25 protein-coding genes and 1 pseudogene are annotated in these 26,162 nt (G+C 61.2%); 21 read left to right on the top strand and 5 right to left on the bottom strand.

The features are described from left to right. The first annotated feature begins 12 nt into the window (after positions 1–12). The 9 genes from GV818_RS04890 to GV818_RS04850 all read left to right on the top strand — a co-directional run bounded on the left by GV818_RS04890 (position 13) and on the right by GV818_RS04850 (position 8,093). Entirely contained in the window at positions 13–1,647 is a 1,635-nt protein-coding gene (locus GV818_RS04890; RefSeq protein WP_161755281.1) for a methyl-accepting chemotaxis protein, read from the top strand. Positions 1,648–1,726: 79 nt separating this feature from the next. Further along, positions 1,727–2,290 (top strand): nicotinamide riboside transporter PnuC, encoded by a 564-nt coding sequence (gene pnuC / locus GV818_RS04885; protein ID WP_161754858.1) that lies wholly within the window; start codon positions 1,727–1,729, stop codon positions 2,288–2,290. Continuing rightward, entirely contained in the window at positions 2,287–2,811 is a 525-nt protein-coding gene (locus GV818_RS04880) for an AAA family ATPase (RefSeq protein WP_161775932.1), read from the top strand. The genes pnuC and GV818_RS04880 overlap by 4 nt, the downstream gene beginning before the upstream one ends. Positions 2,812–3,140: 329 nt before the next feature. Further along, complete coding sequence (locus GV818_RS04875; RefSeq protein ID WP_161775931.1) at positions 3,141–3,584, top strand: hypothetical protein; 444 nt, start codon at positions 3,141–3,143, stop codon at positions 3,582–3,584. Between the two features lies 1 nt (position 3,585). Next, positions 3,586–4,164 carry an adhesin gene (locus GV818_RS04870; protein WP_161775930.1) on the top strand — a complete coding sequence of 193 codons (579 nt, stop codon included), beginning with the start codon at positions 3,586–3,588 and terminating at the stop codon, positions 4,162–4,164. A gap of 63 nt (positions 4,165–4,227) precedes the next feature. Further along, positions 4,228–5,214 carry a heme utilization protein gene (locus GV818_RS04865; protein WP_161775929.1) on the top strand — a complete coding sequence of 329 codons (987 nt, stop codon included), beginning with the start codon at positions 4,228–4,230 and terminating at the stop codon, positions 5,212–5,214. Positions 5,215–5,277: 63 nt separating this feature from the next. Further along, entirely contained in the window at positions 5,278–5,958 is a 681-nt protein-coding gene (locus GV818_RS04860) for a C39 family peptidase (RefSeq protein WP_161754869.1), read from the top strand. A 48-nt stretch (positions 5,959–6,006) separates the two neighbouring features. Then, positions 6,007–6,747 (top strand): hypothetical protein, encoded by a 741-nt coding sequence (locus GV818_RS04855; RefSeq protein ID WP_161775928.1) that lies wholly within the window; start codon positions 6,007–6,009, stop codon positions 6,745–6,747. Between the two features lie 47 nt (positions 6,748–6,794). Further along, positions 6,795–8,093 carry a transporter gene (locus GV818_RS04850; protein WP_161754873.1) on the top strand — a complete coding sequence of 433 codons (1,299 nt, stop codon included), beginning with the start codon at positions 6,795–6,797 and terminating at the stop codon, positions 8,091–8,093. A 76-nt stretch (positions 8,094–8,169) separates the two neighbouring features. On the opposite strand, the gene GV818_RS04845 is transcribed toward GV818_RS04850, so the two are convergent. After that, entirely contained in the window at positions 8,170–9,495 is a 1,326-nt protein-coding gene (locus GV818_RS04845) for a sigma-54 dependent transcriptional regulator (protein WP_161754875.1), read from the bottom strand. A 353-nt stretch (positions 9,496–9,848) separates the two neighbouring features. Here GV818_RS04845 and GV818_RS04840 point away from each other — a divergent pair, with 353 nt between their 5' ends. Further along, entirely contained in the window at positions 9,849–10,115 is a 267-nt protein-coding gene (locus GV818_RS04840; protein ID WP_161754877.1) for a hypothetical protein, read from the top strand. 190 nt (positions 10,116–10,305) lie between these two features. Here the strand turns inward: GV818_RS04840 and GV818_RS04835 are convergent. The 4 genes and pseudogenes from GV818_RS04835 to paaY form a co-directional block, all read right to left on the bottom strand. Beyond that, positions 10,306–12,454: pseudogene (locus tag GV818_RS04835) on the bottom strand (phosphocholine-specific phospholipase C). A gap of 352 nt (positions 12,455–12,806) precedes the next feature. Beyond that, positions 12,807–13,817 (bottom strand): poly(ethylene terephthalate) hydrolase family protein, encoded by a 1,011-nt coding sequence (locus GV818_RS04830; protein ID WP_161775927.1) that lies wholly within the window; start codon positions 13,815–13,817, stop codon positions 12,807–12,809. Positions 13,818–14,107: 290 nt separating this feature from the next. After that, the gene (paaX, locus tag GV818_RS04825; protein WP_161775926.1) at positions 14,108–15,031 is read right to left on the bottom strand and encodes a phenylacetic acid degradation operon negative regulatory protein PaaX; all 924 of its coding nucleotides are present in this window, start codon (positions 15,029–15,031) and stop codon (positions 14,108–14,110) included. A 63-nt stretch (positions 15,032–15,094) separates the two neighbouring features. Further along, entirely contained in the window at positions 15,095–15,688 is a 594-nt protein-coding gene (gene paaY, locus GV818_RS04820) for a phenylacetic acid degradation protein PaaY (protein ID WP_161754886.1), read from the bottom strand. A 365-nt stretch (positions 15,689–16,053) separates the two neighbouring features. Here paaY and paaF point away from each other — a divergent pair, with 365 nt between their 5' ends. The 11 genes from paaF to paaE all read left to right on the top strand — a co-directional run bounded on the left by paaF (position 16,054) and on the right by paaE (position 26,141). Next, positions 16,054–16,827 carry a 2,3-dehydroadipyl-CoA hydratase PaaF gene (gene paaF, locus GV818_RS04815; protein WP_161754888.1) on the top strand — a complete coding sequence of 258 codons (774 nt, stop codon included), beginning with the start codon at positions 16,054–16,056 and terminating at the stop codon, positions 16,825–16,827. A gap of 45 nt (positions 16,828–16,872) precedes the next feature. Next, on the top strand, positions 16,873–17,664 hold the full coding sequence (gene paaG / locus GV818_RS04810; RefSeq protein WP_161775925.1) for a 2-(1,2-epoxy-1,2-dihydrophenyl)acetyl-CoA isomerase PaaG: 792 nt from the start codon (positions 16,873–16,875) through the stop codon (positions 17,662–17,664). A gap of 1 nt (position 17,665) precedes the next feature. After that, on the top strand, positions 17,666–19,183 hold the full coding sequence (gene paaH, locus GV818_RS04805) for a 3-hydroxyacyl-CoA dehydrogenase PaaH (protein WP_161775924.1): 1,518 nt from the start codon (positions 17,666–17,668) through the stop codon (positions 19,181–19,183). Further along, positions 19,176–19,625 (top strand): hydroxyphenylacetyl-CoA thioesterase PaaI, encoded by a 450-nt coding sequence (paaI, locus tag GV818_RS04800; protein WP_161754894.1) that lies wholly within the window; start codon positions 19,176–19,178, stop codon positions 19,623–19,625. The genes paaH and paaI overlap by 8 nt, the downstream gene beginning before the upstream one ends. Then, positions 19,618–20,826 (top strand): 3-oxoadipyl-CoA thiolase, encoded by a 1,209-nt coding sequence (gene pcaF / locus GV818_RS04795; protein WP_161754896.1) that lies wholly within the window; start codon positions 19,618–19,620, stop codon positions 20,824–20,826. The genes paaI and pcaF overlap by 8 nt, the downstream gene beginning before the upstream one ends. 103 nt (positions 20,827–20,929) lie before the next feature. Then, complete coding sequence (gene paaK / locus GV818_RS04790) at positions 20,930–22,249, top strand: phenylacetate--CoA ligase PaaK (RefSeq protein WP_161754898.1); 1,320 nt, start codon at positions 20,930–20,932, stop codon at positions 22,247–22,249. 178 nt (positions 22,250–22,427) lie between these two features. Further along, positions 22,428–23,417, top strand: coding sequence for a 1,2-phenylacetyl-CoA epoxidase subunit PaaA (gene paaA, locus GV818_RS04785; protein ID WP_161754900.1), 990 nt, complete (start codon positions 22,428–22,430; stop codon positions 23,415–23,417). 42 nt (positions 23,418–23,459) lie between these two features. Then, on the top strand, positions 23,460–23,741 hold the full coding sequence (gene paaB / locus GV818_RS04780) for a 1,2-phenylacetyl-CoA epoxidase subunit PaaB (protein WP_161754902.1): 282 nt from the start codon (positions 23,460–23,462) through the stop codon (positions 23,739–23,741). 8 nt (positions 23,742–23,749) lie between these two features. Continuing rightward, complete coding sequence (gene paaC / locus GV818_RS04775; protein WP_161754904.1) at positions 23,750–24,511, top strand: 1,2-phenylacetyl-CoA epoxidase subunit PaaC; 762 nt, start codon at positions 23,750–23,752, stop codon at positions 24,509–24,511. Then, complete coding sequence (gene paaD / locus GV818_RS04770; RefSeq protein WP_161775923.1) at positions 24,498–25,031, top strand: 1,2-phenylacetyl-CoA epoxidase subunit PaaD; 534 nt, start codon at positions 24,498–24,500, stop codon at positions 25,029–25,031. The genes paaC and paaD overlap by 14 nt, the downstream gene beginning before the upstream one ends. A gap of 33 nt (positions 25,032–25,064) precedes the next feature. After that, positions 25,065–26,141 (top strand): 1,2-phenylacetyl-CoA epoxidase subunit PaaE, encoded by a 1,077-nt coding sequence (gene paaE, locus GV818_RS04765; RefSeq protein WP_161754909.1) that lies wholly within the window; start codon positions 25,065–25,067, stop codon positions 26,139–26,141. The last annotated feature ends 21 nt before the right edge of the window (positions 26,142–26,162 follow it).

The following is a 26,162-nucleotide window of genomic DNA, read 5'->3' as shown; positions in this document are numbered from 1 at the left end:
AGTGACCGGATGATGAATAGCTTACGCAAGATGTCCATCAGTCAGCGCCTGTGGCTGATCCTGATCGTCGCCGTACTGACCCTGGTGACCCTGGGCGTGATGATGCTGCAGCAGATTCATGGCGACCTGTACCAGGCCAAGGCACAGAAAACCCAGCATGTGGTACAGACCGCTGCTGGCGTGCTGAATTACTACCATGGCCTGGAAACCGCCGGCAGCCTGAACCGCGAGCAGGCGCAACAGCAGGCGCTGCAGGTGATTCGCGGGCTGCGCTATAACCAGAGCGACTATTTCTGGATCAACGACCTGACGCCGGTGATGATCATGCACCCGGCCAACCCCAAGCTCGACGGGCAGAACCTGGCGGCCGTCAAGGATCCGGACGGTTTCGAAGTGTTCAACCAGATGGTCAGCCTGGCCAAGGCCAAGGGCGCCGGCATGGTGGACTATCGCTGGCCCAAGCCCGGGGCCGAGCAGCCGGTGCAGAAAACCTCCTATATCCAGCTGTTCCAACCCTGGGGCTGGATCATCGGTTCCGGGGTGTACATCGATGACCTGCAGGAGGAGTTCTATGCCCAGGTCCTGCGCGCCTCCTCCGTCGGCCTGGTGATTGCCCTGCTGATGGCTGGGCTGGTGGTGTTGATCGTGCGCAGTATCGTCAGTCCGCTGCGGGAAACCGTGCACGCCATGGCCAATATTGCCAGCGGCGAAAGCGACCTGACCCGCAGCCTCGACACCCACGGCCAGGATGAAGTCACCGAACTGGCCCGGCACTTCAACGGCTTTACCGCCAAATTGCGTGGGGTGGTGACACAACTGCAAACCAGCGCTGGTGCCCTCGAGCAGTCCTCCAACGAGCTGGGCAGCAATGCCTCCGAGGCTCAGGAGCGCAGCCAGCAGCAATCCCAGCAAATGGAACAGGTGGCCGCTGCCATCAGCCAGGTCACCAGCGGGGTCCAGGACGTGGCGAAGAACGCCGAGCATGCCGCCAGTGAGGTTCGCGAAGCCGAGGCCCAGGCCCAGCAGGGGCAGGTCAATATCGACGGCAGCCTGCAACAGATCGAGCAGTTGTCAGCGACCATCAACCAGGCAGTGGAAGTGATTCGCACCCTGGCGACGGAAAGCACCCAGATCGGCACGGTACTGGAAGTGATCCGCTCGATTGCCGAACAGACCAACCTACTGGCCTTGAATGCTGCCATCGAAGCGGCGCGCGCCGGAGAACAGGGCCGCGGCTTTGCCGTGGTGGCCGATGAGGTGCGCCTGCTGGCCCAGCGGACCCAGCAATCCACCGCAGAAATCCAGGGCATGATCGAACGCCTGCAGAACCACTCGGAAGCCGCGGTCAAGGTCATCGGCGACAGCAGCCGCGCCTCGCAATTGACCATCGAACAGGCCGGGCTTGCCGGCGCCAGCCTCAATGCCATCGGCCAGGCCCTGCGCACCCTCAATGGTTTGAACGCGTCGATTGCCAGCGCCACCATGCAGCAGGCCCATGTGGTGGAGGACATCAATCACAATGTCAGTCAGGCCGCGGGACTGTCCCAGGGCACCGCGTTGGCGGCCCAGCACTCCAGTGTCGCCAGCCGTCATCTCAAGGAGCTGTCCGAGCAGCTCAATGGCCTGCTCCGGCAGTTCCGCGTCTGAGCCAAGGGTCCCGGGCTAACGCCCGGGGCCCAGTCTGGGTACAATCCGCCCCCTCCTCTATTTCCCCCAAGGAATCGCCATGTCCGGGCTTGAACTGTTTGCCGCTGCCCTCGGCGTTATCGCCGTCTGGCTAACGGTCAAGCAGAACCCCTGGTGCTGGCCCATCGGCCTGGTCATGGTGCTGCTCTACAGCTGGATCTTCTACGAGGTCAAACTCTATTCCGACATGCTGCTGCAGGTGGTCTATGCGGTGCTGCAACTCTATGGCTGGTGGCAGTGGACCCGCGGAGGTGAACAGCATCAGGGCCGTCCGGTCAGCCAGTTGCAGGGCCCGGCGCTGCTCCAGGGGCTGGCCCTTGGGGCACTGGGCAGCCTGTTGCTGGGTGCGGCCATGGCCCACTGGACCGACGCCGCGCAACCCTGGTTGGACGCTGCCCTGACCGGCTTCAGTCTGGTGGCGCAATGGTGGATGGCGCAGAAACGCGTGCAATGCTGGCCGTTGTGGGTGGCCGTGGATGTGATCTTCGTCGGCCTGTTCATCTACAAAGAGCTGTACCTGACCGCAGCCCTTTATGCGCTGTTCACCCTGATTGCACTCCAGGGCTGGCGCGCCTGGCGGGCCGACCCGGCCCTGCAATCATGAAGGTGCTGGTCCTGACCGGCCCCGAATCCAGTGGCAAAAGCTGGCTCGCGGCCGAGCTGCAAGCCCACTTCGGCGGTGTCCTGGTGGGTGAGTATGTACGGCACTTCATCGAGCAGCAGCGCCGTGACACCTGCTTCTCGGACATCCCCGAGATCGCCCGCGGGCAATTGGCCTGGGAAGATCAGGCGCGGGCACAACGGCCCGCCCTGCTGATTCTCGACACCCATTTGCTGAGCAACCTGCTGTGGAGCCAGACCCTATTCGGCGACGTCCCAGACTGGCTTGAGCCGCAACTGTTGGCCCGTCACTACGACCTGCACCTGCTGCTCTCCCCGGAGGATGTCGCCTGGAGCGACGATGGCCAACGCTGCCAACCGCAACTGGCTGAACGCCTGGTCTTCTTCGAGGCCACGCGGCAGTGGCTGGAGCAGCACCAGCAGCCTTATCGAGTCATTCGCGGCGATTGGCAGGCGCGTCGGCACCAGGCTTTCGAACAGGTCCGGCAACTGCTGGAGGCTTGACTGGGGAGCATGCCTGAAGGCCGCAAGTGTCCATTGCTGAAACACTTCCCTGGCCATCAGGCCGCTATTTCCCGGGGTAGCGCGTGCTGCCGGGGAAACTGTTAAGCCACTGATACAACCCCGCAGCAACCCCTGTTCCAGAGCATTCCCCCAGCCATGGCCAATGGCCGCCGGAGGAACTTGTCTCATTCCTGAAACAGTCACGCCGACGCACTCCCCTTAGCCATCCCAAGCCATTGATTTTTTTATAAAAATCAAAAGCGGCACGGCTTCTGCTCTCTTCCTCCCAACGCTGACTAGGGCCAGCACTGAGAAGAAGGAATGCCGCCGTGGGGAATCTGAATACTCGTTTCACCCGCCTACTGCTGATCGGTTGCACCATCAGCGCGGTGCACTGCCTCCCGGCTCTGGCGGCAGGCAATGGCGAGATCGTCCTTGAGCGCGAAGTACACCCCACCGCTATCGGTCGCCCTATGCAGCTCGACCCCAACCCCACCACGGTCAACGCCAATCCATCCGGGTTGGTCTCTGGCACGCTCAATAGCGAGATGAGCGACAACGAGTTCGCCGGGGTCAGCAGCGGCTCATTGATCCACCGCACCGTGACACCCAACGGCACCGGTGTCGCCGGGCTGAATGTGGTGACCAATCCGGACGGCTTACCCGGCATGACCGCCGGCCACGGTGGTGGTTCCGGCGCTTCGATCTCCGGCTCGATCAGTCGCTCCATCAGCTCCGGCATGGCGCCCTTGAGCAATATCGGAGGCCACTGAGATGAGACATTCGCTGATCCTCCTCGCCCTGCTCGGCTGCGCCTCGGCCATGGCCGATAGCGGCGGCCAGACCCAGGACACCGCGACCCTGAGCAACTCCGGGGCGGGCTATACCGGCAACTTCAACATCAACCAGGCTGCCGGCGACCAGCAACAGCAAACCAACGTGCGGGCCATCGCCATCGGCACCAATGCCAATGCCAGCACCAGCGTGACCCAGAAAATCACCACGCCAGCCGATCGCTCGGTCAACGCCAGCAGCACCATCGGTGGCAACTCTTTCAGCAACGGCAACGGCGCACTGGGCGTGAACCAGTCCTCCGGGGCCAATAACCAAATGGTCAATGCCTTGCGGATCAGCATCAGCGCCAATCCGCAAAGCGTCGACGACAGCGCGCTCTCACAGCAGAACGTTGCGCTGTTACCAAACTCAGGAGCATCTGGCTCTCAGCAAGGCAGCCGCCAGGTCGTTACCAGCGACCAGGCCTTCACCGGCAGCCGGGGAGTGATTCAGGTGAACCAGAGTGCCGGGGTGGGGAACCGAATGGCTAACACCCTGAGCATCCGGGTCGCCGATTGACCCGTCGTAGTGCGATTAGAAAGTACCAACACTTAACTCACTAATAAGCACCGGAGAAACACCATGAAACCAACAATGGCTCTCAAACCACTGGTTTTCGCACTGGCCGCCGTCATGGCAATGGCAGCTCAGGCAGGTGGTAACGATCATGGTAACAACGGCGGTCATGGCCACGATCATGGCGATCAGGGTCCAGACCTCAGCACTCTGCTGCAAATCACCGCTGGGGCCGGTGCTGCAGTGATCGACGTCCAGAACAGCAACACCAACGTGGTGAAAAACCAGGGCACCCTCAACAGCGGCAAGATGGACAACTCCCTCAATGGCTCCAACGGCAACATGGGTGCCAACGTCGCAGCCGGCGACGGCAACCAACAAGACAACGCCGCCGCCCTGGCCACCGCCGATGAGACCTTCATCTTCGGTAGCGCAGTAGCCGCCTCCAGCGCTACTCAGGTGAACAACAACAACTACGTGAAAAACTCTTCGACCCAAAACAACGCCGTGCTCAACAACTCCGGCAACAACGGCTCCGGCAACATTGGCATCAACGTCACCGCCGGCGACTTCAACCAACAGAAAAACAACCTGGCAATCGCCGTATCCGGTGGTCGCGTAGCCACCGCCGCGGCTTCGGCCAACCAGTCCTCGACCAACTTGGTGGTGGATAACAAAGGTGTCCAAGCCTACAAAAAAGACACCCTTACTGGCAGTTTCGTTGCCTCCGGCACCTACAAAGGCACCGGCAGCGGCAAGATCGAAGGTGGCGACGATCATGGCGGTGGCCATGGTTATGGCGACAACAAAGGCCACGGCAACGACGATCAGAAACTCACCTTCAAAGAACAAGGCACTATCGAACTGGCTGGCTACTGGACCCAGCAAGTGCTGACCAAAGACGGCTGGAAAAACCCAGTGGTCAACAACGCCAGCATGACCGGCTCGATGAACGGCTTCTCCGGCAACGGCGGCGCCAACGTCTCGGCCGGTGTGGGCAACCAACAAAGCAACTCGCTGTCCATCGCCGCTGGCTGCAAAGCCTGCATGTAGTCGCGATCGTCACGAAAGCCCCGGAAACGGGGCTTTTCCACAGTCTCACCAGGCGTAACGATCATGCGTACTGCGATCATCATTCTACTGCTGAGCCTTTGCGGCACCGTGCATGCGGCACAGATGGCGGTTGCCGGACTTCCCGACGGTGGCCTGATATTCAAGAAAGTGCAGAGCGTGCGTGAGCGCAGGTTCAGCGACATCGTCGAACAGAAAACCGATTTCAGCTGCGGCGCCGCCGCACTGGCCACCATCCTGCGTCAGGCTTACTGGCTGGATGTCAACGAGGAACAGGTGATCAAGGGCATGCTGGTGAATTCGGATCAGAAACTGGTCCAGACCCAGGGCTTCTCGATGCTTGACATGAAGCACTACGCGGAAAGCATCGGCATGCGTGCCAGGGGTTACAGGATTCCTCCTGAAAAGCTTGAGGCGGTGACCATTCCGGTGGTGGTGCTGATGGAAATACGTGGCTACAAGCACTTTGTGGTGATGCAGCGCGCCCAAAAAGACTGGGTCTACATCGGCGACCCAGTGTTGGGCCACAAGCGCTACAGCCATGAAGACTTCGTCAAAGGCTGGAATGGCATCGTCTTCGCCATCATCGGCCCCGGCTACGACAAGGCCAACGCCTTGCTCGACCCGCCAGCTCCCCTGACCGCTAAAAACAAGATTGACAGCTTCTACCCGGTCAAAGATGCAGAGCTGATGGATTTCGGTTTCATCCAAAGCGACTTCTTCTAGAAGAGCACTCAACGAAAAAAAGGGGGCAGGACGCTCCAGGAGCAGCAGATGAAGACTTCATACTGGTTGGCTGCGGCCTGCCTGGCAGCAGCTCTTCCGGCCCATGCTGGTTTCAAACCGATCGAAATTCAGGACCAGGAACTCTCGCAGTTGCGTGGCCGTTATGTGATGCCGGGACGGATCATAAGTTTCGGCATCGTCATGAGCAGTACCTGGCGTAATGGCAGTGGCGACCTGATTGGCGCCACCAGCACCCTGCAGGTCCAGCAAGCCACCGTAACCCCGCAATTCTATGTCACCACCATCAACCAGACCGGCAACGGCACAATCCCCTCCCTGGGCACCGGCAACGTCATCGGAGGCGCAGGCCTGGCTGCCAACCAGGGCGTGACACAGAGCGTGCGTGCCGCAGGTGACGGCAACACGGCCTACAACAATGTCAGCATCAACGTGAGCGAAGCCAATCAGGCTCCGGTCATACTCAGCAATCCGGGCCAGGCCTTGCTGAGCGGCCAGACCATCACGGGCAGCGGTCCCGCCGGCAGTGTTTCGGTTTCCGCAGTCAATGGCGGGGTCCAGATGGCGATCCTGGCCAACAGCAATCAAGGCAATACCCTGCAGCAGGTGGCCCAGGGCAACGTCCTGCAGAACACCCGGCTGCTAGGTAACAACAACCTGGTCAATAACCTGACCCAACTCAATGTAGTGCTGCAAAACAACGGCCCCAGCACCGGAGCGCTGGACTGCAACCTGACCACGCTCAATGGACTGCGCAACATGAAATTCTGAACTACGCTCCTTTCGACCATTGGGGTTCACAAGGGAAGGTTTATTTCATGTATCGATCGGTTTCACTGCGCGCGGTGGTGTGTTTGAGCACGCTATTTCCGGCGGCAGCGCTGCAAGCAGCGCCCGACGCGGATGTAGCAACCCTAAAACAGGAACTTCTGGAGCTGAAGCAACGTTACGAAGTGCAGCAGAAGGCGCTGGCAGTGCTGGAACAACGTGTACGACAGGTTGAGGACCAGCCTGTAGCGCCACCGCCCAAGCGCCTGGCAAAATCACCGGCCGACTTGAAAGGCAACCAGCAAGTTGCCGGCAGAGGGGCCGCAGCAGCGTCCGGGGGCGCTGCCGGGGGAGCAAGCTACGGTCAATCACTCAAGGATGACTCGGCACCGGCGCAGAGTGTGACCAACCTCTACGACGAGGCCAGCGGCTTCTTTGGCGGCGGTAAGTTCAGTATTGAAACAGGCTTGACCTATGCCCGCTACGACACTCGCCAACTGACCCTCAACGGCTTCCTGGCACTGGACTCGATCTTTCTCGGCAATATCAACCTGGATCGAATCAAGTCCGACACCTGGACCATGGACCTGACCGCTCGCTACAACCTCAATAACCGCTGGCAGTTCGACATCAACGCGCCAGTGATCTACCGCGAGTCCACCTACCAGTCAGGGGGAGCCAACGGTGGTAGCGGCGGGAGCCTCGCCGAAGAAACCATCACCCGTAACCCGACCTTGGGTGACGTCAACGTCGGGGTCGCCTACAAGTTCCTGGATGAGTCGGACAACCTGCCTGACGCCGTCTTCAGCCTTCGGGTCAAGGCCCCCACGGGCAAGGATCCTTTCGGTATCAAATTCGTCACATCACCCAAGAGCGACAGTCTGAAAGTGCCTGAGAGCCTACCAACCGGTAACGGCGTCTGGGCCATTACCCCCGGGATCTCCCTGGTCAAGACTTTCGACCCGGCGGTGCTGTTCGGCAGCCTGTCCTACACCTATAACATGGAAGATTCCTTCAGTGACCTCAGCCCCGACCCGGCGGTCAAGGCCCCCGGCAAGGTGCAACTGGGCGACAGCTTCCAGATTGGTGCGGGTGTAGCCTTTGCCCTTAACGAGAAGATGAGTATGGCGTTCTCGGTATCTGACCAGATCCAAAGGAAAAGCAAGATCAAGTACAACGGCCAGGACTGGCAATCGATCGTTTCCAGCGATGCCAACGCTGCCTACTTCAACGTCGGCATGACCATTGCCGCTACCGAACACCTGACCATTGTGCCCAACCTGTCCCTGGGCATGACCCAGGACGCGCCGGACTTTACCTTCAGCCTGAAATTCCCGTACTACTTCTGAGGCTCATCACGTCACAAAAAAACGCCAAGGCCCGCTGCGATCCTCATCGCAGCGGGCCTTGGCGCTTCTCCCCGCCCTAGCGGATCTGGTGCTTGTGCAGCAAACGGTAGAACGTCGGACGCGAGATACCCAACACTCGCGCAGCCACGCTGAGGTTGTCGCTGTGCCGGTTCAGCACATCGCACAAGGCCTGGTGTTCAGCACGGTGCTTGTAGTCTTCAAGGGTGCCCATCGCCAGATCCTGGCCCAGCAAGCTGTGTAATCCCAGGTCACTGGCCTGGATCTGCCGCCCTTCGGCCAGTACCAGACCACGCCGGACACGGTTGGCCAACTCGCGGACATTGCCCGGCCAATCATGCTTGCCCATGGCGACCAACGCATCCTCACTGAAACTGCGCGGGCGCCGTCCGGTTTCCTGACTGTAGAAATGTGCGAAATGACTGGCCAGCATCCCCAGGTCACCATGACGCTCGCGCAAGGGCGCGGTGATCACCTGCAGCACATTCAGCCGGTAATACAGGTCTTCACGGAAGCGCCCACTGGTGATGGCCGCCTCCAGATCCACATGAGTCGCGGCCAATACCCTGACATCCACTGGAATGGGCTGACTGCCGCCGACCCGCTCGATATGTTTTTCCTGGAGGAAGCGCAGCAGATTGGCTTGCAGTTCCAAAGGCAGGTCGCCGATTTCATCGAGAAACAAGGTGCCGCCGTGGGCCGCCTCAATGCGTCCGACCTTGCGCTGATGGGCACCGGTAAAGGCGCCCTTTTCATGGCCGAACAGTTCGGACTGGATCAAGTGCTCCGGAATCGCCCCACAATTGATCGCGACAAAGGGCTTGTCATGACGCTGGGACTGGCGATGCAGGGTACGCGCCACCAACTCCTTGCCTGTGCCGCTTTCCCCGCGGATCAGTACCGGTGACTCGGTGGGTGCCAATTTGCTCAGCAGCTTGCGCAGATCACGGATCGGCCGGCTGTCCCCCAACAATTCGTGCTCGGGCTGGTCGACATGAATCGAACCCTGCCCGCGCAGGCGCGCCATGCCGAAGGCCCGGCCCAATGTCACCTGGACCCGAGACACATCGAACGGCAAGGTATGAAAGTCGAAAAACCATTCGCAGACGAAGTCACCGACCTTTTGCAGGCGCAGCACTTCCTGGCTCAACACCGCGATCCACTCAGTGCCGCTGTGGCTGATCAGGTCCTTGACGGCTTCCGGCCGCTCCAGATGAAAGGGTTGCAGGCGCAGCAGGCCGACATCACACGAGCGCTCTCGGGCGGACTGCAGGTCACAACTGTCGACATCCCAGCCTACGGTGCGCAATCCAGGTACCAGGCGATGACAGTCATCACAAGGGTCGACCACCAGCAAACGGCGCTGCACGGGAGCTTCGAGCATGACTGTTCCTTGGCGCCAAAGAGTGGAAAAGTTATTAGAAACAGTGGTTTGTCAAACCTGGCTGTAACATTAGCAAGAACTTGACAGCTGAATGTATCAATTGCTTATAGCGCTGCTTACCAAAGGAACTAATGTGCGGGCTTAACATCGTTGCGAGCGACTGATTGTCGCAGCTATTTGTTAAAAACCCCATAACTAAGGGCTCTGCCACAGGGTGTGAGCTCGAAAGTTGTAAAAACTTGTTTTTCCGTGTGACCTGATCGATACCTCGGTGCATCAGTACAAGTGACCAGCCGAACGGTAAGCCCAGCCGACGGCACATCATTTGATTGGGCACATAGAGAGAAGACCCCATGAACGCCCCGCTCCGTATCAACGAAGCACTTTTGATCGCCGACCGCGCATTCCAGCCTTTCCAATGCGTGGCCTGGGCCCCACAGGACGGACATGGCGAGCTGAGCCTGAGCGTCATCGACCGTACCAGCACCCGTATCGGTCACACCCAGATTCCCAGCAGCGCCTACTCCGATCCTGCTCAGTTGGAAGACCTGTTGAAACAAGCCCGCGCCGAACTGAGCCAGGACGGTTACGCACTGCAGTCCTGGGCGATGCCCAAGTAAGTGATGTTGCTAACGGATCACCGCAAGCGGTGATCCGTTATTTAAAGCAAACAACTAAGCAGGCTATCTATCTAACCTGGCCACAACTTCTACCCTCAGGGTATTAGTTGTTTTTGCCGTAATGAATTCAGCAAGCCCGCCCGCTCTCGGCGATGGGCAACAGTGCTTGCCGATCCCTGCAAAAGAACCATCATTGCCGCCCCATTAAAGGATCGCTGATGCTATGCATCCCGGTCTCCAGTCTCCCGGCAATCCTGCGCAACCAGCCACCGTCACTGTGCAGCGTCAGGTCGTACCAGCCACCGCTGGACTGACAGGCGAAGACTTGGCGCAACTCCCCTCCCGCCGGTATTACAAGAGTCCATGGACCTTGCTGAGTGTAAGGACAGCGATCGATGCTGATGGAAATCCCTTGGTCCCGCGGATTACTCAGGGTCAGTTGCAATTGGTTGTTGCTGGAAGTCACCAGCAGTTCAGGCTGGCGTTGTTGCAGATTGCCGTGAAAGCTACGGTGAAAACCGTTGGGGCCCAAGACCCAGAGCTGGTAGCTCTCTAGCACCGACCAGGTGTCCTGGAGTGCCTTGCCGGCCTCCACTGTATAGCGACGAGGAATGTCATTCAGGTGCAGGCCGTCATAGACGTGGAACACCACCCCCCTGCCCCCCTGTGTTCTGCAGGCTCAGCGACAACGTCCGAGCCTTGGCATCGACCTGACTGTCGACATGCAGGCGATAGGGCAATGCCCGTGAGGGTCGTGCCAGGCGCTTCTGCTCCGGTGGCAATTGCTGGCTGGCCGAAGGCAGCGGTACCGGAAGCAGTTTTTCCTGGCGTTGGCGCAGGCTGTCTGCGGCCTGGCGGGTGGTGGTCTGCAGGGCCGGAAGCGGCTCGTGGTTGGGGTCGACGAAGTTGAACGCCGAAGTCAGGTCGCCGCAGACCGCACGGCGCCACGGGCTGATGTTCTGCTCCCTGACGCCGAAGCGCTTCTCGAGAAATTGCAGCACCGAGGTATGGTCGAACACTTGCGAGTTGACCCAACCGCCGCGGCTCCAGGGTGACAGCACCAGCATCGGCACCCGCGGCCCAGGCCCATATACACCGCCATCGGGCCGTGGTTGCTGGGTCGAACCGGCCGGCGCCGGATGCTTGAACAGCTCGCTATCGAAACCCAGGGTGGACTTGCCGGCAAAGCTGCCGTCCGGGCGCTGGGAAGGTGCCGAAGGCGACGGCACATGGTCGAAGAAACCGTCGTTTTCATCGTAGGTCAGCAACAGCACGGTCTTGCTCCAGACCTCGGGATTATTGGTCAGCGCCAGGAGAATCTCCTGAGTGAACCAACCGCCCTGCACCGGGCTCGATGGGCCGGGATGCTCGGAGTAGGCCGCCGGCGCGACAATCCAGCTGACCTGGGGCAGCTTGCCGGCCTGCACATCACTGCGAAATCCGCCAATGATCGCTTCCAGGTTGCTGCCACTGCTGGCCGGCAGGGTATTGCCATTGCCTTTGTACAGAGGAGCCGCGGCGTTCAAGGCATCGCTGTAGGGCACAAAGGCGTTGAAGTCCTTCGGCGGCTGCGCCGGGTTGCCCACCTGCACGCTGGCGGCACGGTACTGGCGAAAGCCCGCCAGTGGGTTGTCGCCGAAGTTGTCCGGTAAATGCTGGTAAACCTTCCAACTGACGCCTTGCTCTTCCAGGCGCTCGGGGTAGGTCTTCCAGGTGTAGCCGACGTTCACCGCTCCCGGGCCGTCCCATTCGTTGACCACCGCAGCGACCTGCCCACCGGTTGGGCCGTTGCTGCCGGTCCAGAGAAACAGCCGGTTGGGGTTGGTGCCGGCATGCACCGAGCAGTGGTAGGCGTCACACAGGGTGAAGGTGTTGGCCAGGGCGAACTGGAACGGCAACTCCTGCTCGCGGTAGTAGCCCATGGAGGTGGCGGTCTTATGGGTCGGCCAGGCGCTCATGCGCCCGTCGCTCCAGGCCGAATGGGCATCCGCCCAGGAATGCGGCGTGCCACTGACACGCTGGGCATTACCCCGAGCACTGTCCAGGTGATAGGGCATCACCCGCCGGCCCTTGCCCTGCTGCTCCCAGACTTCGCGCTGACCGGGTAGCGGAATGGTGAAACGGTCGCTGAAACCGCGAACGCCGGGAAAGGTGCCGAAGTAGTGATCGAAAGAGCGATTTTCCTGCATCAGGATGACCACATGCTCAACGTCCTTGATCGTCCCCGTGCGGTTGTTGGCCGGTATCGCCAAGGCCTGGCGAATAGCCACTGGCAAGGATGAAAAGAAAGAACCGATGGCGGCCGCTTGCAAGAGCTTCCTGCGTGAAAGACTGGGCATGGCTTATAGAGTCCTTGTGGTTGCAGTGCGATATATAACGCTGCATGCAAGGTATTCATTTCAAATAACAATGCAGTGACATTGGTATTGCAGTTATTTCATCCATGACTCAAGAACCGGATTTCAGTTTTGCTGACCTGCTCGCGAATAACCGATAATTGCCAGAAACTGGAAGAATATTCCATGAACAAAACACCCGATTTCACGAAGGGCCAGATCGAACCGGTCAACCTATGAATAAATGCCTATAGGCATGACCATGACTACAAACTTGAGCCGAGAGCAGTTAACACCTGCTCTCGAGCGTTCTCATGCAAACAGCCTTTCCAGCAACCTAACTCGGGCAACCACCTTATTGAAGGTTATCCGCCACTTCATTGCGTTGAACTCGCAGTGGATTGAACAGCAGACGGATAAACTGCGGGTCCCGGGAGAGCTTATAGTCTTCGCCGACAAAGTACTCCTTGGCCGCCGGCTCATTCTTGCCAATGTATAGGATCCATGCAGTGGTAATACCCGCGAACTCGTCTTCCCTGATACTTCTCACCGGGCTGAAATGCGTGGCGTTATGGGCCGTAGCGCTCCACCCCGGCACTGTGCGGATCAACCCGCCCTGCCAGATTCGCGGCCAGGCCCACGCCGGCACCACCACGTCCGCGGCTCCCGTGAGTACCAAGGTAGGAGTCTTCACCGTAGAGCCAAGCCCAATCGGCCCGGGTTCGATCGGAAGCGAACCTATGAAGCTCAGCTGCGGGTCGATAGCCTTCAAGGTCTCTGGCAAGAGACTTGACGACAGAATCGATGCTCCACCTCCCGCCGAGTGCCCCGCCACGATGGTGCGTGACAGATCGACCTTGCCGAACAGCGGCGAGGTCGGGTCCTGGTTGAGCTTGCTCAATTCAAGCGCACCGAGTACATGCATGGTCGGTGCGGTATTGATGAAGTCGGAGGAAATGATCACGATAAAGCCATAACTCGCCCACAGCCTCAACAAATCCGTATATTGCCCCTGATTGGAAAGAATACCCCCTACAAAGTTGACTACCGGCAACTTATCCAGGGTCTTTATATTGCTCGGATAATAGACGCTGGTTGAAATCGGACTGGAAAAACCGTAGGGAAAGGATTGATTGCACTGAAGACTGTTGTCCAAGAGCATGATTCTGGCCAGCACCCCCAGCAAACCGCGACAATCACTCAGGACGGCATTGGTACTGACACTGTAGGGGCCCGGAGACTTGGCATACTGATCATTTGCCAGCCCGAACGCCGGAACAAGTTGCGAAGCGCTGGCCAAGCCACCCCCAACAACAAACATACCGACCAGGCAAAGTTTTACCGCGAAGTTCCGTATCACTCTCATTGAAATTCCCTTTATCTGTCTGCTTTCCCTGCAGGACCGAATACCGGTGTCTGGTCATGCTCTCCTTACTGCAAATCACCTGAACTTCCACATGAAGTCATCCAGCTGCAATGCTTCTGAAATACTCTGGATTTAGTTGCGCGCTAGATGCATGCGTCCCTAGGATAGGACAAATTAAAAGGTCGATGGTTATTTAAGTTCAGCCCCTGCACCGCAGGTTCAAGGTACTGGACAGCGTCGTGCGAGACACACAACGCCACGGATGCCTGGACCAGGATGGCGCAGGCCGATCAGGTCAATCCGCCAAAGCGCCGGTAGAAGCTCTCGCCGACATCCGGTAACGGGCCATCGGCGTTTTCCAGGGCGGTGGCCAGCCATTCTTCAGCCTTGGCCTGGATCAGCCGGTAGATATTGCGACACAGCTGACGCGCCGCGCGGCCTTCCCAATCCCCCGGGAGCAGCTCGTCCGGCAGTTGCGGGTCCCGCAGCAGCAGTTTTCGGTACTCATGGATCAACAGCAGGCGGGCCAGGAAGCAGTCGGCCGGTTGCAGTTGCTCCTGTTCGCGCAAGGCTTGCCAAAGCGGACGGAACAGTTGGATGAATTCACTGTAGTGGGCCGCCAGTTCATCAATGTTCCAGCTCTCGCGCACTTGCAGGCGCAAGGCTTTGGAACCGAGCGCGTCCTGGGCGGTGGTTTCGAAGACGATGGTTTCTTCCTGCGCACCCAGGTCGCTCAAGGTGGCGTTGATGTCCGCGCGATCGCTGCGTGGGCACGCCAGCAGCACCGGGGAGATCGCCCCAAACCCTTGCCACTCCAACTCTTCGCGCACCTGCTTGCGTTTATCCTGGCTCAGTTGCGAGAGCATGACCAGCCACCAGGAGCCGTCCCAGGCCGGCACGCTGGCGTTATAGACACGCTTGAAGGCTTTGTCGAAGCGCCGGCGACCAGTGCCGGTGAGGCTGTAATAGCTGCGACGGCCGACTTTCTCCGCGCTCAGCCAGCCCTCCTTGCTCAAGCGGAAGATCGAGGTGCGGATCAACCGTTCATTGATGCCGATGGGTTCCAGCAACTGGATCAAGCTACCCAACCATACGGTTCCACCGTGAGGCTCGATGGCATCACCGTAGAGGGTAATGATCAGCGAGCTGGCACGAATCGGGGTCTGCTCCTGAAAACGTTTGATCAGATGATTCAATGGCACTAGGGACGACATGGGCGTACCAGGAAAAAGGAAGAAATATACCGGATTTCAGCGGGCTACACCCTCGCCCGGCCTTTATTGTGTGCCCTTGGGGCGAAAACCGCTGGCGCCGATGCGCGGCCGATCGGCTTCGACCGCACTCAAGGGCTCGCAAGCCTGCATCCGGGTCAGGCAACGCTGGGCCAGTTGCTGATACTCGCGGGTCCCGGCCTGCTTCCAGGCCAGCTCCGCATCGCTGAGGGTGCGTTTGACGCTGGCCGGCGTGCCCATCACCAGTGACTGGGGGGGGCACTCAAACCCCGCCTTGACGAAGGCCGCCGCAGCGACAAATGAACGCGGGCCGATCCTGGCGTTGTCCATCACCACCGCATTCATGCCCACCAGCGCATCGGCGCCAATGCGGCAGCCGTGCAGCACCGCGCCGTGGCCAATATGACCGTTGCGCTCGACCACTGTGTCGCTGTCAGGAAAACCGTGCATCACGCAGGTGTCCTGCAGATTGGCGCCCTCCTCCAGAATGATCCGGCCGAAGTCGCCCCGCAGGCTGGCCAGGGGCCCGACATAGCAGTGAGGACCGATGATCACATCGCCGATCAGTACCGCCGAAGGGTGAACATAAGCGCTGGGATCGATCACCGGGGTCAGGCCATCGAGGCTGTAGCAGGTCATTGAAGAGGTCCTTGTGCAGCATCGCCAAGAGGAGTGAACAAAGCTAATGCAAGTCTCCCGCATTTTGTATCACATCAATTCATAACAACAAAACAATAAAACGTATCGTTTATACCCCCATCGACAAGTCACATCGCCTAGAAGATCAATGCCTTAAAGCGCCAATGAACAATAGGTAGCCTGCCATCTCGCTGCCAACGCCGACATTTTCAGGCCGTAGCAAAAACCAACAACAAGACACATTAAATCAATCTTAATGTTGCATTACTGTATCGCTTTGGCGATATACTCGGTCAAAACCGGCTACCCAAGCCGATCCAATAATGAGCTGGCCCCTGGCCGCCGTGCACCCGAGGGCATCCGCCATGCCTCAATGCCTTGTCGTTGAACGCCTCACCGGCGGCGTTCAACTGATTACCTTGCAGCGCCCCCAGGCGCTGAACGCCCTCACCACTCAACTGCTGGACGAACTGGCCACCGCCTTGAGCGAAGCCCAGGCCGACGACGGTACCGGGGCGGTGGTCCTGACCGGCAGCGCCAAGGCCTTTGCCGCCGGCGCGGATATAAAGGAAATGGCCGAACGCGACCTGGTGGGCATGCTCAACGACCCGCGCCAGGCATCCTGGCAACGTATCACCGCCTTCAACAAACCGCTGATCGCTGCAGTGAACGGTTTTGCCCTTGGCGGCGGCTGTGAACTGGCGATGCACGCCGACATCATCATCGCCGGCGAAGAGGCCCGTTTCGGCCAGCCGGAGATCAACCTTGGGATCATGCCCGGCGCTGGCGGTACGCAGCGCCTGCTGCGGGCCGTGGGCAAGTCACTGGCCATGCAGATGGTCCTCAGCGGTGTCGCCATCGACGCCCGCCACGCCTTGCGTGCTGGCCTGATCAGTGAAATCACCCCCGCCGAACTCACCGTCGAGCGCGCCCTGCAACTGGCCCGCCTGATTGCCAGCAAAGCCCCGCTGGCCGTGCGCCTGGCCAAAGAAGCAGTGCTCAAGGCCATGGACACTGACCTCGCCAGCGGCCTGCGCTTTGAGCGCCAGGCCTTTACCGTGCTCGCTGGCACCCAGGACCGGGAGGAAGGTATCCGCGCCTTCCAGGACAAGCGCAGCCCCAATTTCAGCGGATTTTGAGCCCGAATCACCGATTCGCACGACCTTCCAGAGAGCGCCAAGACCATGAACTTCGAACACATTCTGTTTTCCGTCGAAGCGGGCGTTGCCCTGCTCAGTCTCAATCGACCCGAACAACTGAACAGCTTCAATAGCCAGATGCACGGCGAAGTCAAAGAAGCGCTCAAGCAAGTGCGCAGCAACCCCGACGTGCGCGTGCTGCTGCTGACCGGCGAAGGCCGCGGCTTTTGCGCCGGCCAGGACCTCAGCGACCGCAATGTCGCCCCGGGCAGCGCGGTGCCAGACCTGGGCGAGTCCATCGAGCAGTTCTACAACCCGCTGATCCGCCAACTGCGCGACCTGCCCCTGCCAGTGATCTGCGCAGTGAATGGGGTTGCCGCCGGCGCCGGGGCCAATATCCCGCTGGCCTGTGACCTGGTGCTGGCAGCCCGCTCTGCGAGCTTTATCCAGGCTTTCTGCAAGATCGGCCTGATTCCTGATTCCGGTGGCACCTGGACCCTGCCGCGCCTGGTGGGCATGGCCCGGGCCAAGGCCCTGGCCCTGCTCGGCAATCGCCTGAGCGCTGAACAGGCCGAGCAATGGGGCCTGATCTACCAATGCGTGGATGATGCCACCCTGCGCGATGAAGCCTTGAAACTGGCGCGCCACCTGGCCACCCAGCCCACTTACGGCCTGGCGCTGATCAAGCGCAGCCTCAATGCCAGCCTGCAAAACACCTTTGATGAACAGCTGGAGCTGGAGCGTGACCTGCAACGCCTGGCCGGGCGCAGCGAGGACTACCGCGAAGGCGTCAGCGCCTTCATGGAAAAACGCACGCCAACCTTCAAGGGGCGTTGAGATGTCAGCACTGACCAAGGAAGCGCGCATCGCGGTCATCGGCGCCGGCGCCATGGGCGCTGGGATTGCCCAGGTGGCCGCCCAGGCCGGGCACCGCGTACGGCTACTGGACCAGCGTCCCGGCGCGGCAGCCCAGGCTATCGCCAACATCGACCAGCAACTGAGCAAGCGGGTGCAGAACGGCAAGCTCGAGGCCAGCGCACGCCAGGCAACCCTTGACCGCCTGCAACCGGTGGAGAGCCTGGACAAATTGGTCGACAGCGACCTGATCATTGAAGCCATCGTCGAGAGCCTCGAGGTCAAACGCCAGCTGTTCCAGGAGCTCGAAGGCCTGTGTCACCCCAGTTGCATCCTGGCCAGCAACACCTCTTCACTGTCGATTACCAGTATCGCCGCCGGCCTGCAGCACCCCGAGCGCTTGCTGGGCCTGCACTTTTTCAATCCAGCGCCGGTCATGGCCCTGGTCGAGGTGGTCTCCGGGCTCGCCAGCGACCCAGCCTTGGCCCAATGCCTGTACGAAACCGCCCGTAACTGGGGCAAGAAACCTGTACACGCGCGCTCCACCCCCGGCTTCATCGTCAACCGTGTGGCCCGGCCCTTCTATGCCGAAAGCCTGCGCCTGCTGCAGGAAGGCGCCGCCGACTGCGCAACCCTGGATGCCTTGCTGCGCGAGGCCGGTGGCTTTGCCATGGGCGCCTTCGAACTCACCGACCTGATCGGCCACGACGTCAACTACGGGGTCACCTGTTCGGTGTTCGCCGCCTACTACGGCGACACCCGCTTCCAGCCCTCGCTAATCCAGAAGGAGTTGGTGGACGCCGGCCACCTCGGCCGCAAGAGTGGCCAGGGTTTCTACCGCTACGCCGCCGACGCCCAGCGGCCAGCGCCAAGCCAGTTGAGCAGCAGCGCCAAGGTCGAGGGCTGCGTGGTCGAGGGTGACCTGGGCATGCTCGGCGAACTGCTGCCGCGCCTGCGCCAGGCCGGGCTCGAGATCATCCAGCGTGACGGCAGCGGCCTGCTGCGGGTTGGCGATGCGGTGCTGGCCTTGAGCGATGGTCGCATGGCCAGCCAGCGCGCCCGCGACAGCGGCCTGCGCAACCTGATCCTGCTGGATCTGGCGCTGGACTATGGCCAGGTCCAGCGCCTGGCCATCAGTTGCAGCGCCGACACCAGCGCCCTGGCCCAGGACCAGGCCGTTGCCCTGTTGAATCGGGCCGGGATCCAGGTCTGCCGCCTCAGTGACACCCCGGCGCTGGCCGTACTGCGTACCGTGGCCATGCTTGCCAACGAGGCCGCCGACGCCCTGCTGCAAGGCGTCGCCTCGGCTGTCGACATCGACCTGGCCATGCGCGCCGGGGTCAATTACCCGCAAGGTCCCCTGGCCTGGGCTGATCGCCTGGGGTTGGGCTACTTGCTTCAAGTCCTGGAGCACCTCCAGGGCGCCTATGGCGAAGACCGCTATCGCCCGTCCCTGCTGCTACGGCGCCGGGTAGCCGAAGGGAGAAACCTGCATGACTGACCACCTCGCGATGAACCTCGCCAGCCGCTGCGCACAAAGTCTGTTCCAACGGGATTCGGCCAGCCAGGCCATGGGCATGCGCTTGCTGTCGGTGGCCCCCGGTGCCACACGGCTGGGCATGAGCGTGCGCGACGACATGCTGCAGGGCCACGGCACCTGCCATGGCGGCTACCTGTTCGCCCTCGCCGACTCGGCGTTCGCCTTTGCCTGCAACAGTTATGACGAGGCCACGGTGGCCATTGGCTGCAGCATCGACTACATCGCCCCGGCCCGCCTGGGCGATACGCTCACCGCCGATTGCATTGAGCAAAGCCGCAGCGGACGCACCGGCAACTACCACGTCCGCATCGAGAACCAGCAGGGGCAGTTGATCGCTCTGTTCCAAGGCAAATCCTACAAAGTGCGCGGCCCGGTGCTGACGCAGGAGACTCCCCATGAATGACGCACTGATCATTGATGCAATCCGCACCCCCATCGGTCGCTATGCCGGCGCCCTCAGCAGCGTGCGCGCCGACGACCTCGGGGCCTTGCCGCTGCAGGCGCTGATTGCGCGCAACCCCCAGGTCGACTGGAGCCAGGTCGATGAGGTGATCTACGGTTGCGCCAACCAATCCGGCGAAGACAATCGCAACGTCGCACGCATGTCGGCGCTATTGGCCGGGCTTCCAGTCAACGTACCGGGCACCACCCTCAACCGTTTGTGCGGCTCGGGCCTGGACGCCGTCGGCACCGCCGCACGGGCAATCCGCTGCGGCGAGGCCGGGTTGATGCTGGTGGGCGGCGTGGAATCCATGTCCCGCGCGCCACTGGTGATGGGCAAGGCCGAGAGCGCCTTTTCACGCCAGGCACAGCTGTTCGATACCACTCTGGGCTGGCGCTTCGTCAACCCGCTGATGGAGCAGCAGTACGGCATCGACTCCATGCCGGAAACCGCCGAAAACGTTGCCGAGCAGTTCAATATCTCCCGCGCCGACCAGGACGCCTTTGCCCTGCGCAGCCAGTTGCGCGCGGCGGCGGCCCAGGCCAGCGGGCGCCTGGCCGAGGAAATCGTTGCCGTGACGATTGCCCAGCGCAAGGGCCCGGCCAAGGTGGTAGAGCACGATGAACACCCCCGTGGGGATACCACCCTGGAACAACTGCAAAAGCTCGCCACACCCTTTCGCCAGGGCGGCAGCATCACCGCCGGCAACGCCTCTGGACTCAACGACGGGGCCTGCGCTCTGCTGCTGGCCAGCCCGGCCCAGGCCAAGCGCCATGGTCTGAAAGCCCGCGCCCGAGTGGTGGCCATGGCCACGGCCGGGGTCGAGCCACGGATCATGGGCATCGGTCCGGTACCGGCGACCCGCAAGGTCCTGGAGCTGGCCAACCTGAGCCTGGCAGACATGGACATCATCGAACTCAACGAAGCCTTTGCCGCCCAGGGCCTGGCTGTACTGCGGGAGCTGGGACTGGCGGACGACGATCCGCGGGTCAACCCCAACGGCGGCGCCATCGCCCTGGGCCACCCCCTGGGCATGAGCGGCGCACGCCTGGTCACCACCGCCCTGCACGAGCTGGAAGCCCGCCAAGGTCGCTATGCCCTGTGCACCATGTGCATCGGCGTCGGCCAAGGTATTGCCCTGATCATCGAGCGAGTTTCGTAACAAACAAAAAACGATCTCCAGGGAGCCCGAAGGTATCCTTGGCGCATGCACTCAAGACCGGTCCATGGACGGGTCGCAAGACAAAAACAATTCGAGTGAAGTCATGAACATGCCATTAGCCAAAGCCGTGCCCAACAGCCTGCTCGACCCCATGGAAACTGCGAGCATCGACCATCTGCGCCAGCATCAACTGGAACGTTTGCGCTGGAGCCTGAACCACGCCTACAACAAGGTACCGCTGTACCGCCAGCGCTTCGACGAAGCCGGTTTGCACCCGGATGACATCCGCCACCTGGAAGACCTGGGCAAGCTGCCTTTCACCACCAAGTCCGACCTGCGCGACAACTACCCCTACGGCATGTTCGCCGTGCCCATGCAGGAGGTGGTACGCCTGCACGCCTCCAGTGGCACCACCGGCAAGCCAACCGTGGTCGGCTATACCCAGAACGACATCGACACCTGGGCCAATGTGGTGGCGCGCTCGATCCGCGCCGGCGGTGGCCGCCGCGGGGACAAGGTGCACATCTCCTACGGCTACGGCCTGTTCACCGGCGGCCTGGGCGCGCACTACGGCGCCGAGCGCCTGGGCTGTACGGTGATCCCCATGTCCGGCGGCCAGACCGAGAAGCAGGTACAGCTGATCAAGGATTTCCAGCCGGACATCATCATGGTCACACCGTCCTACATGCTTAACATCGCCGACGAGATCGAGCGCCAGGGCCTGGACCCGCACAAACTGGCCCTGCGCCTGGGAATCTTCGGCGCTGAACCCTGGACCGCCGAGCTGCGCGGCGCCATCGAACAGCGCCTGGGCATCACCGCACTGGACATCTACGGCCTCTCGGAAATCATGGGGCCTGGCGTAGCCATGGAGTGCGCCGAGACCAAGGACGGGCCAACGATCTGGGAAGACCATTTCTACCCGGAAATCATCGACCCGGTCACCGGCCAGGTACTGCCGGATGGGCAGATGGGCGAGCTGGTCTTCACCTCCCTGAGCAAGGAGGCACTGCCGATGATCCGCTACCGCACCCGCGATCTGACACGCCTGCTGCCCGGCACGGCACGACCGATGCGGCGCATCGACAAGATCACCGGCCGCAGCGACGACATGCTGATCATCCGAGGGGTCAACGTATTCCCGACCCAGGTCGAGGAGCAGGTGCTCAAGGTCAAGCAGCTGTGCGAATGCTATGAGATCCACCTGTACCGCAACGGCAACCTCGACAGTGTCGACGTGCACGTGGAACTCAAGACGGAACATCAGCACCTGGGAGAAGCTGAGCAGAAAGCCATCTGTGGCGACCTTAGCAAACACATAAAGAACCATATCGGCATCAGCTCACGTATCATTTTACAGCCTCAATTCAGCATCAAGCGTTCTGAGGGCAAGGCCTGCCGAGTTATCGACAACCGCAAGTAATCACCACAGATCCTGGGAGCCCCGCTAGTGCGGGGCTTTTTTGTGCCCGGCTGAAAAACCTCACTGACAAAGCGATACAAAAACAATTACGACACCTTATTTTATGTTTGATATTTATTTTTGTATCACTTATAAAGTCTTCCATGCCCAGGCACACACTCACGGCGGGAGACAACACATGTACGCACAGCTGGTAGAAACCGGGGTCAAGCGCATCAAGAGCCTTGAGGAGATGTCCGAGCAGGAACGCACCTTCCAGGAAAAGATCGACCGGGAAATCAAGATCGAAGCCAAGAACTGGATGCCCGAGGCCTACCGGCAGACGCTGGTCCGGCAAATCTCCCAGCATGCCCACTCGGAAATCGTCGGCATGCTGCCCGAGGGCAACTGGGTCACCCGTGCCCCGACCCTCAAGCGCAAGCTGCAACTGATGGCCAAGATCCAGGATGAAGCCGGCCACGGGCTGTACCTGTACAGCGCCATGGAAACCCTGGGTGCCGATCGCGACGAAGAAGTGGCCAAGCTCCACAGCGGCCGCGCCAAGTACTCAAGCATCTTCAACTACCCGACCCTGAACTGGGCGGACATGGGCGCCGTGGGCTGGCTGGTGGATGGCGCCGCAATCGTCAACCAGGTGGTGTTGCAGCGCACCTCCTACGGCCCCTACTCCCGGGCCATGGTGCGGATCTGCAAGGAAGAGAGCTTCCACCAGCGCCAGGGCTACGAAATCCTCCTGACCATGATGCGCGAAGGCAACCAGGCGCAAAAAGACATGGTCCAGGACGCCATCAACCGCCTGTGGTGGCCGGCCCTGATGATGTTCGGCCCGAGTGACGAACACTCGCCCAACAGTGCCCAGTCCATGGCCTGGAAGATCAAGCGCCAAAGCAACGACGAGCTGCGCCAACGCTTCATCGACCAGACCATCCCGCAGCTTGAACTGCTGGGTTGCACCTGCCCCGATCCGGACCTTGAGTGGAACGCCGAGCGCGGCCACTACGACTTCGGTGACATCCAGTGGGACGAATTCTACGAAGTGCTCAAGGGCAATGGCCCGTGCAACCAGGAACGCCTCGCCACCCGGCGCAAGGCCATCGAGGACGGAGCCTGGGTCCGCGCAGCCGCGGTCGCTCATGCCCGCAAGAAAACCAATAAAAACGCCGCCTGATTCGCCCAACCGCGATCCAACGCCTGATGTGGAGACACCCTGATGTCTGAATGGACCCTGTTCGAAGTCTTCGTGCGCAGCAAGCACGGCCTCAACCACAAACACGTCGGCAGCGTGCATGCCGCCGACAACACCATGGCCATCGAGAACGCCCGTGACCTCTACACCCGCCGCAGCGAAGGCGTGAGCCTATGGGTGGTGCCTTCGGCGCTGATCGTCGCCTCGTCCCCGGACGACAAGGACCCGCTGTTCGATCCCGCCGACGACAAGGTCTATCGCCACGCCAGCTTTTACGAGCTGCCGCCTGAAGTCGGACACATGTGAGGCCGACCATGACCATTCAAACCGATCTGCTCCCCTACCTGCTGCGCCTCGGCGACAGCGCCCTGATCCAGGGCCAGCGTCTGTGCCAATGGTGCGGACGCGCGCCGGCCCTGGAAGAAGAACTGGGCCTGATGAACGTCGGCCTCGACCTGGTGGGCCAGGCCCGCAACTGGCTGGACTACGCCGCGGAACTGCTGGATGACGGCCGCGATGCCGACCGCCTGGCATTCCATCGCGATGAGCGCGCCTACCGCAACCTGCTGCTGGTGGAACAGCCCAACGGCGATTTCGCCGTGACCATGCTCAAGCAGTTCCTGTATGACGCCTGGCACCTGCAAGTGCTCAAGGGCCTGAGCACAAGCGGTGACGAGCGCATCGCCGGGATCGCCGCCAAAGCCGTCAAGGAAGTCACCTATCACTTGCGCCGCTCCGCTGAATGGGTCGAGCGCCTGGGCGACGGCACCGAGGAAAGCCACCAGCGCATGCTCGATGCCATCCCCTTGCTGTGGCGTTTTACCGTCGAGCTGAGCAGCGCTGACGACAGCGAAAATCGCCTGCACCAGGCCGGCCTGATCCCCGAAACCGCAGCAGTCGCCGCCGCCTGGCAGGCGCAAGTGGCCGAGACATTTGCCAACGCCACCCTGCCCCTGCCCGCCGCCGCCAGTTACTTCTACCTTGACGCCCGTCGCGGCCTGCACAGCGAACACCTGGGCATTCTGCTGGCAGAAATGCAGTCCCTGCCGCGAGCCTACCCCGATGCGACCTGGTGAGCTGATCGCCAGCGACCAGGGCGCCCGCGCGGTATACGCCGGCGACCTGGACGCTGCCTGGGCGACCCTGAATCAGGTCATGGATCCGGAAGTGCCGGTGGTCAGCGTGGTCGACCTGGGCATCGTCCGCGACCTGGACTGGCGCGACGGTCACTTGCACGTGGTGGTGACCCCGACCTACTCCGGCTGCCCGGCCACCGAGGTGATCGAAAGCGATATCCGCGCCGCCCTGGAGCTCGCCGGATTTCGTGCCCCACAGCTGCAACGCAAGCTGACCCCGGCCTGGAGCACCGACTGGATCACCGAGACTGGCCGCCAGCGCCTGCGGGCCTATGGCATCGCCCCGCCAGAGTCCAGCACCAGTAAACGCAGCCTCCTGGGGCAGAGCCCACACGTGGCCTGTCCACAGTGCGGCAGCGAGCACACCGAGCGCCTCAGCGAGTTCGGCTCAACCGCCTGCAAGGCCCTGTATCGCTGCCGCGAATGCCTGGAGCCGTTCGACTATTTCAAGTGCATCTGAACGGCCGCCGGCCGTGTCAGAGGGAGAGTCACCATGAGTAAATTCCACAGCCTGACGATCAAGGATGTACGCAGCGAAACCCGCGACGCGGTGTCCATCGCCTTCGAGATTCCGCAACACCTGCAGGACAGCTTCCACTTCACCCAGGGTCAGCACCTGGTGATGCGTACCCATATGGATGGCGAGGAAGTGCGCCGTTCCTATTCGATCTGCACCGGGGTCAATGACGGCGAATTGCGCATCGCGATCAAGCGCGTGGCCGGCGGACGCTTCTCGGCCTTCGCCAATGAACAGCTCAAGGCTGGCCAGCAACTGGAAGTGATGCCGCCCGCCGGGCACTTCCACGTTGAACTCGATCCGGCCCACCACGGCCACTACCTGGCAGTCGCCGCTGGCAGCGGCATCACGCCGATCCTGTCGATCATCAAGACCACCCTGGAAACCGAACCCCATAGCCGCGTGACCCTGCTTTACGGCAACCGCTCCAGCTCCAGCGCACTGTTTCGCGAACAGCTCGAAGACCTGAAGAACCGCTACCTGCAACGCCTGAACCTGATCTTCGTATTCAGCCGCGAGCAACAAGACATCGACCTCTACAACGGCCGGATCACTGCCGACAAATGCCAGCAGTTGTTTTCCCGCTGGCTCGACGTCAAGACCCTGGACGCGGCCTTTATTTGCGGTCCACAGGAAATGACCGAAGCGGTACGCGACAGCCTCAAGGCCCAGGGCATGCTGGCCGAGCGCATCCATTTCGAACTGTTTGCCGCCGCCGGCAGCCAACACAAACGTCAAGCCCGTGAGGCCGCGCGGCAGATTGATGCCGCCGTCAGCCAGATCACCGTGATCAGTGACGGCCGCGCCCTGGCCTTCGACCTGCCGCGCAACACCCAGAGCATCCTCGACGCCGGCAATGCCCAGGGTGCCGAGCTGCCCTATTCGTGCCGGGCCGGGGTGTGCTCGACCTGCAAGTGCAAGGTCATCGAAGGCGAGGTGGACATGGACAGCAACCACGCCCTGGAAGACTACGAAGTGGCGGCCGGCTACGTGCTGTCCTGCCAGTCATACCCGGTCAGCGCCAAGGTGGTGTTGGACTTCGACCAACTCTAGACAGCTGCGTGCACAGGCGCC

Source organism: Pseudomonas sp. Fl4BN1, from assembly GCF_009908285.1.
Classification (GTDB): Bacteria; Pseudomonadota; Gammaproteobacteria; order Pseudomonadales; family Pseudomonadaceae; genus Aquipseudomonas.
The sequence above is the reverse complement of the archived record's forward strand: the minus strand, read 5'-3'. Positions and strand labels throughout refer to the sequence as shown.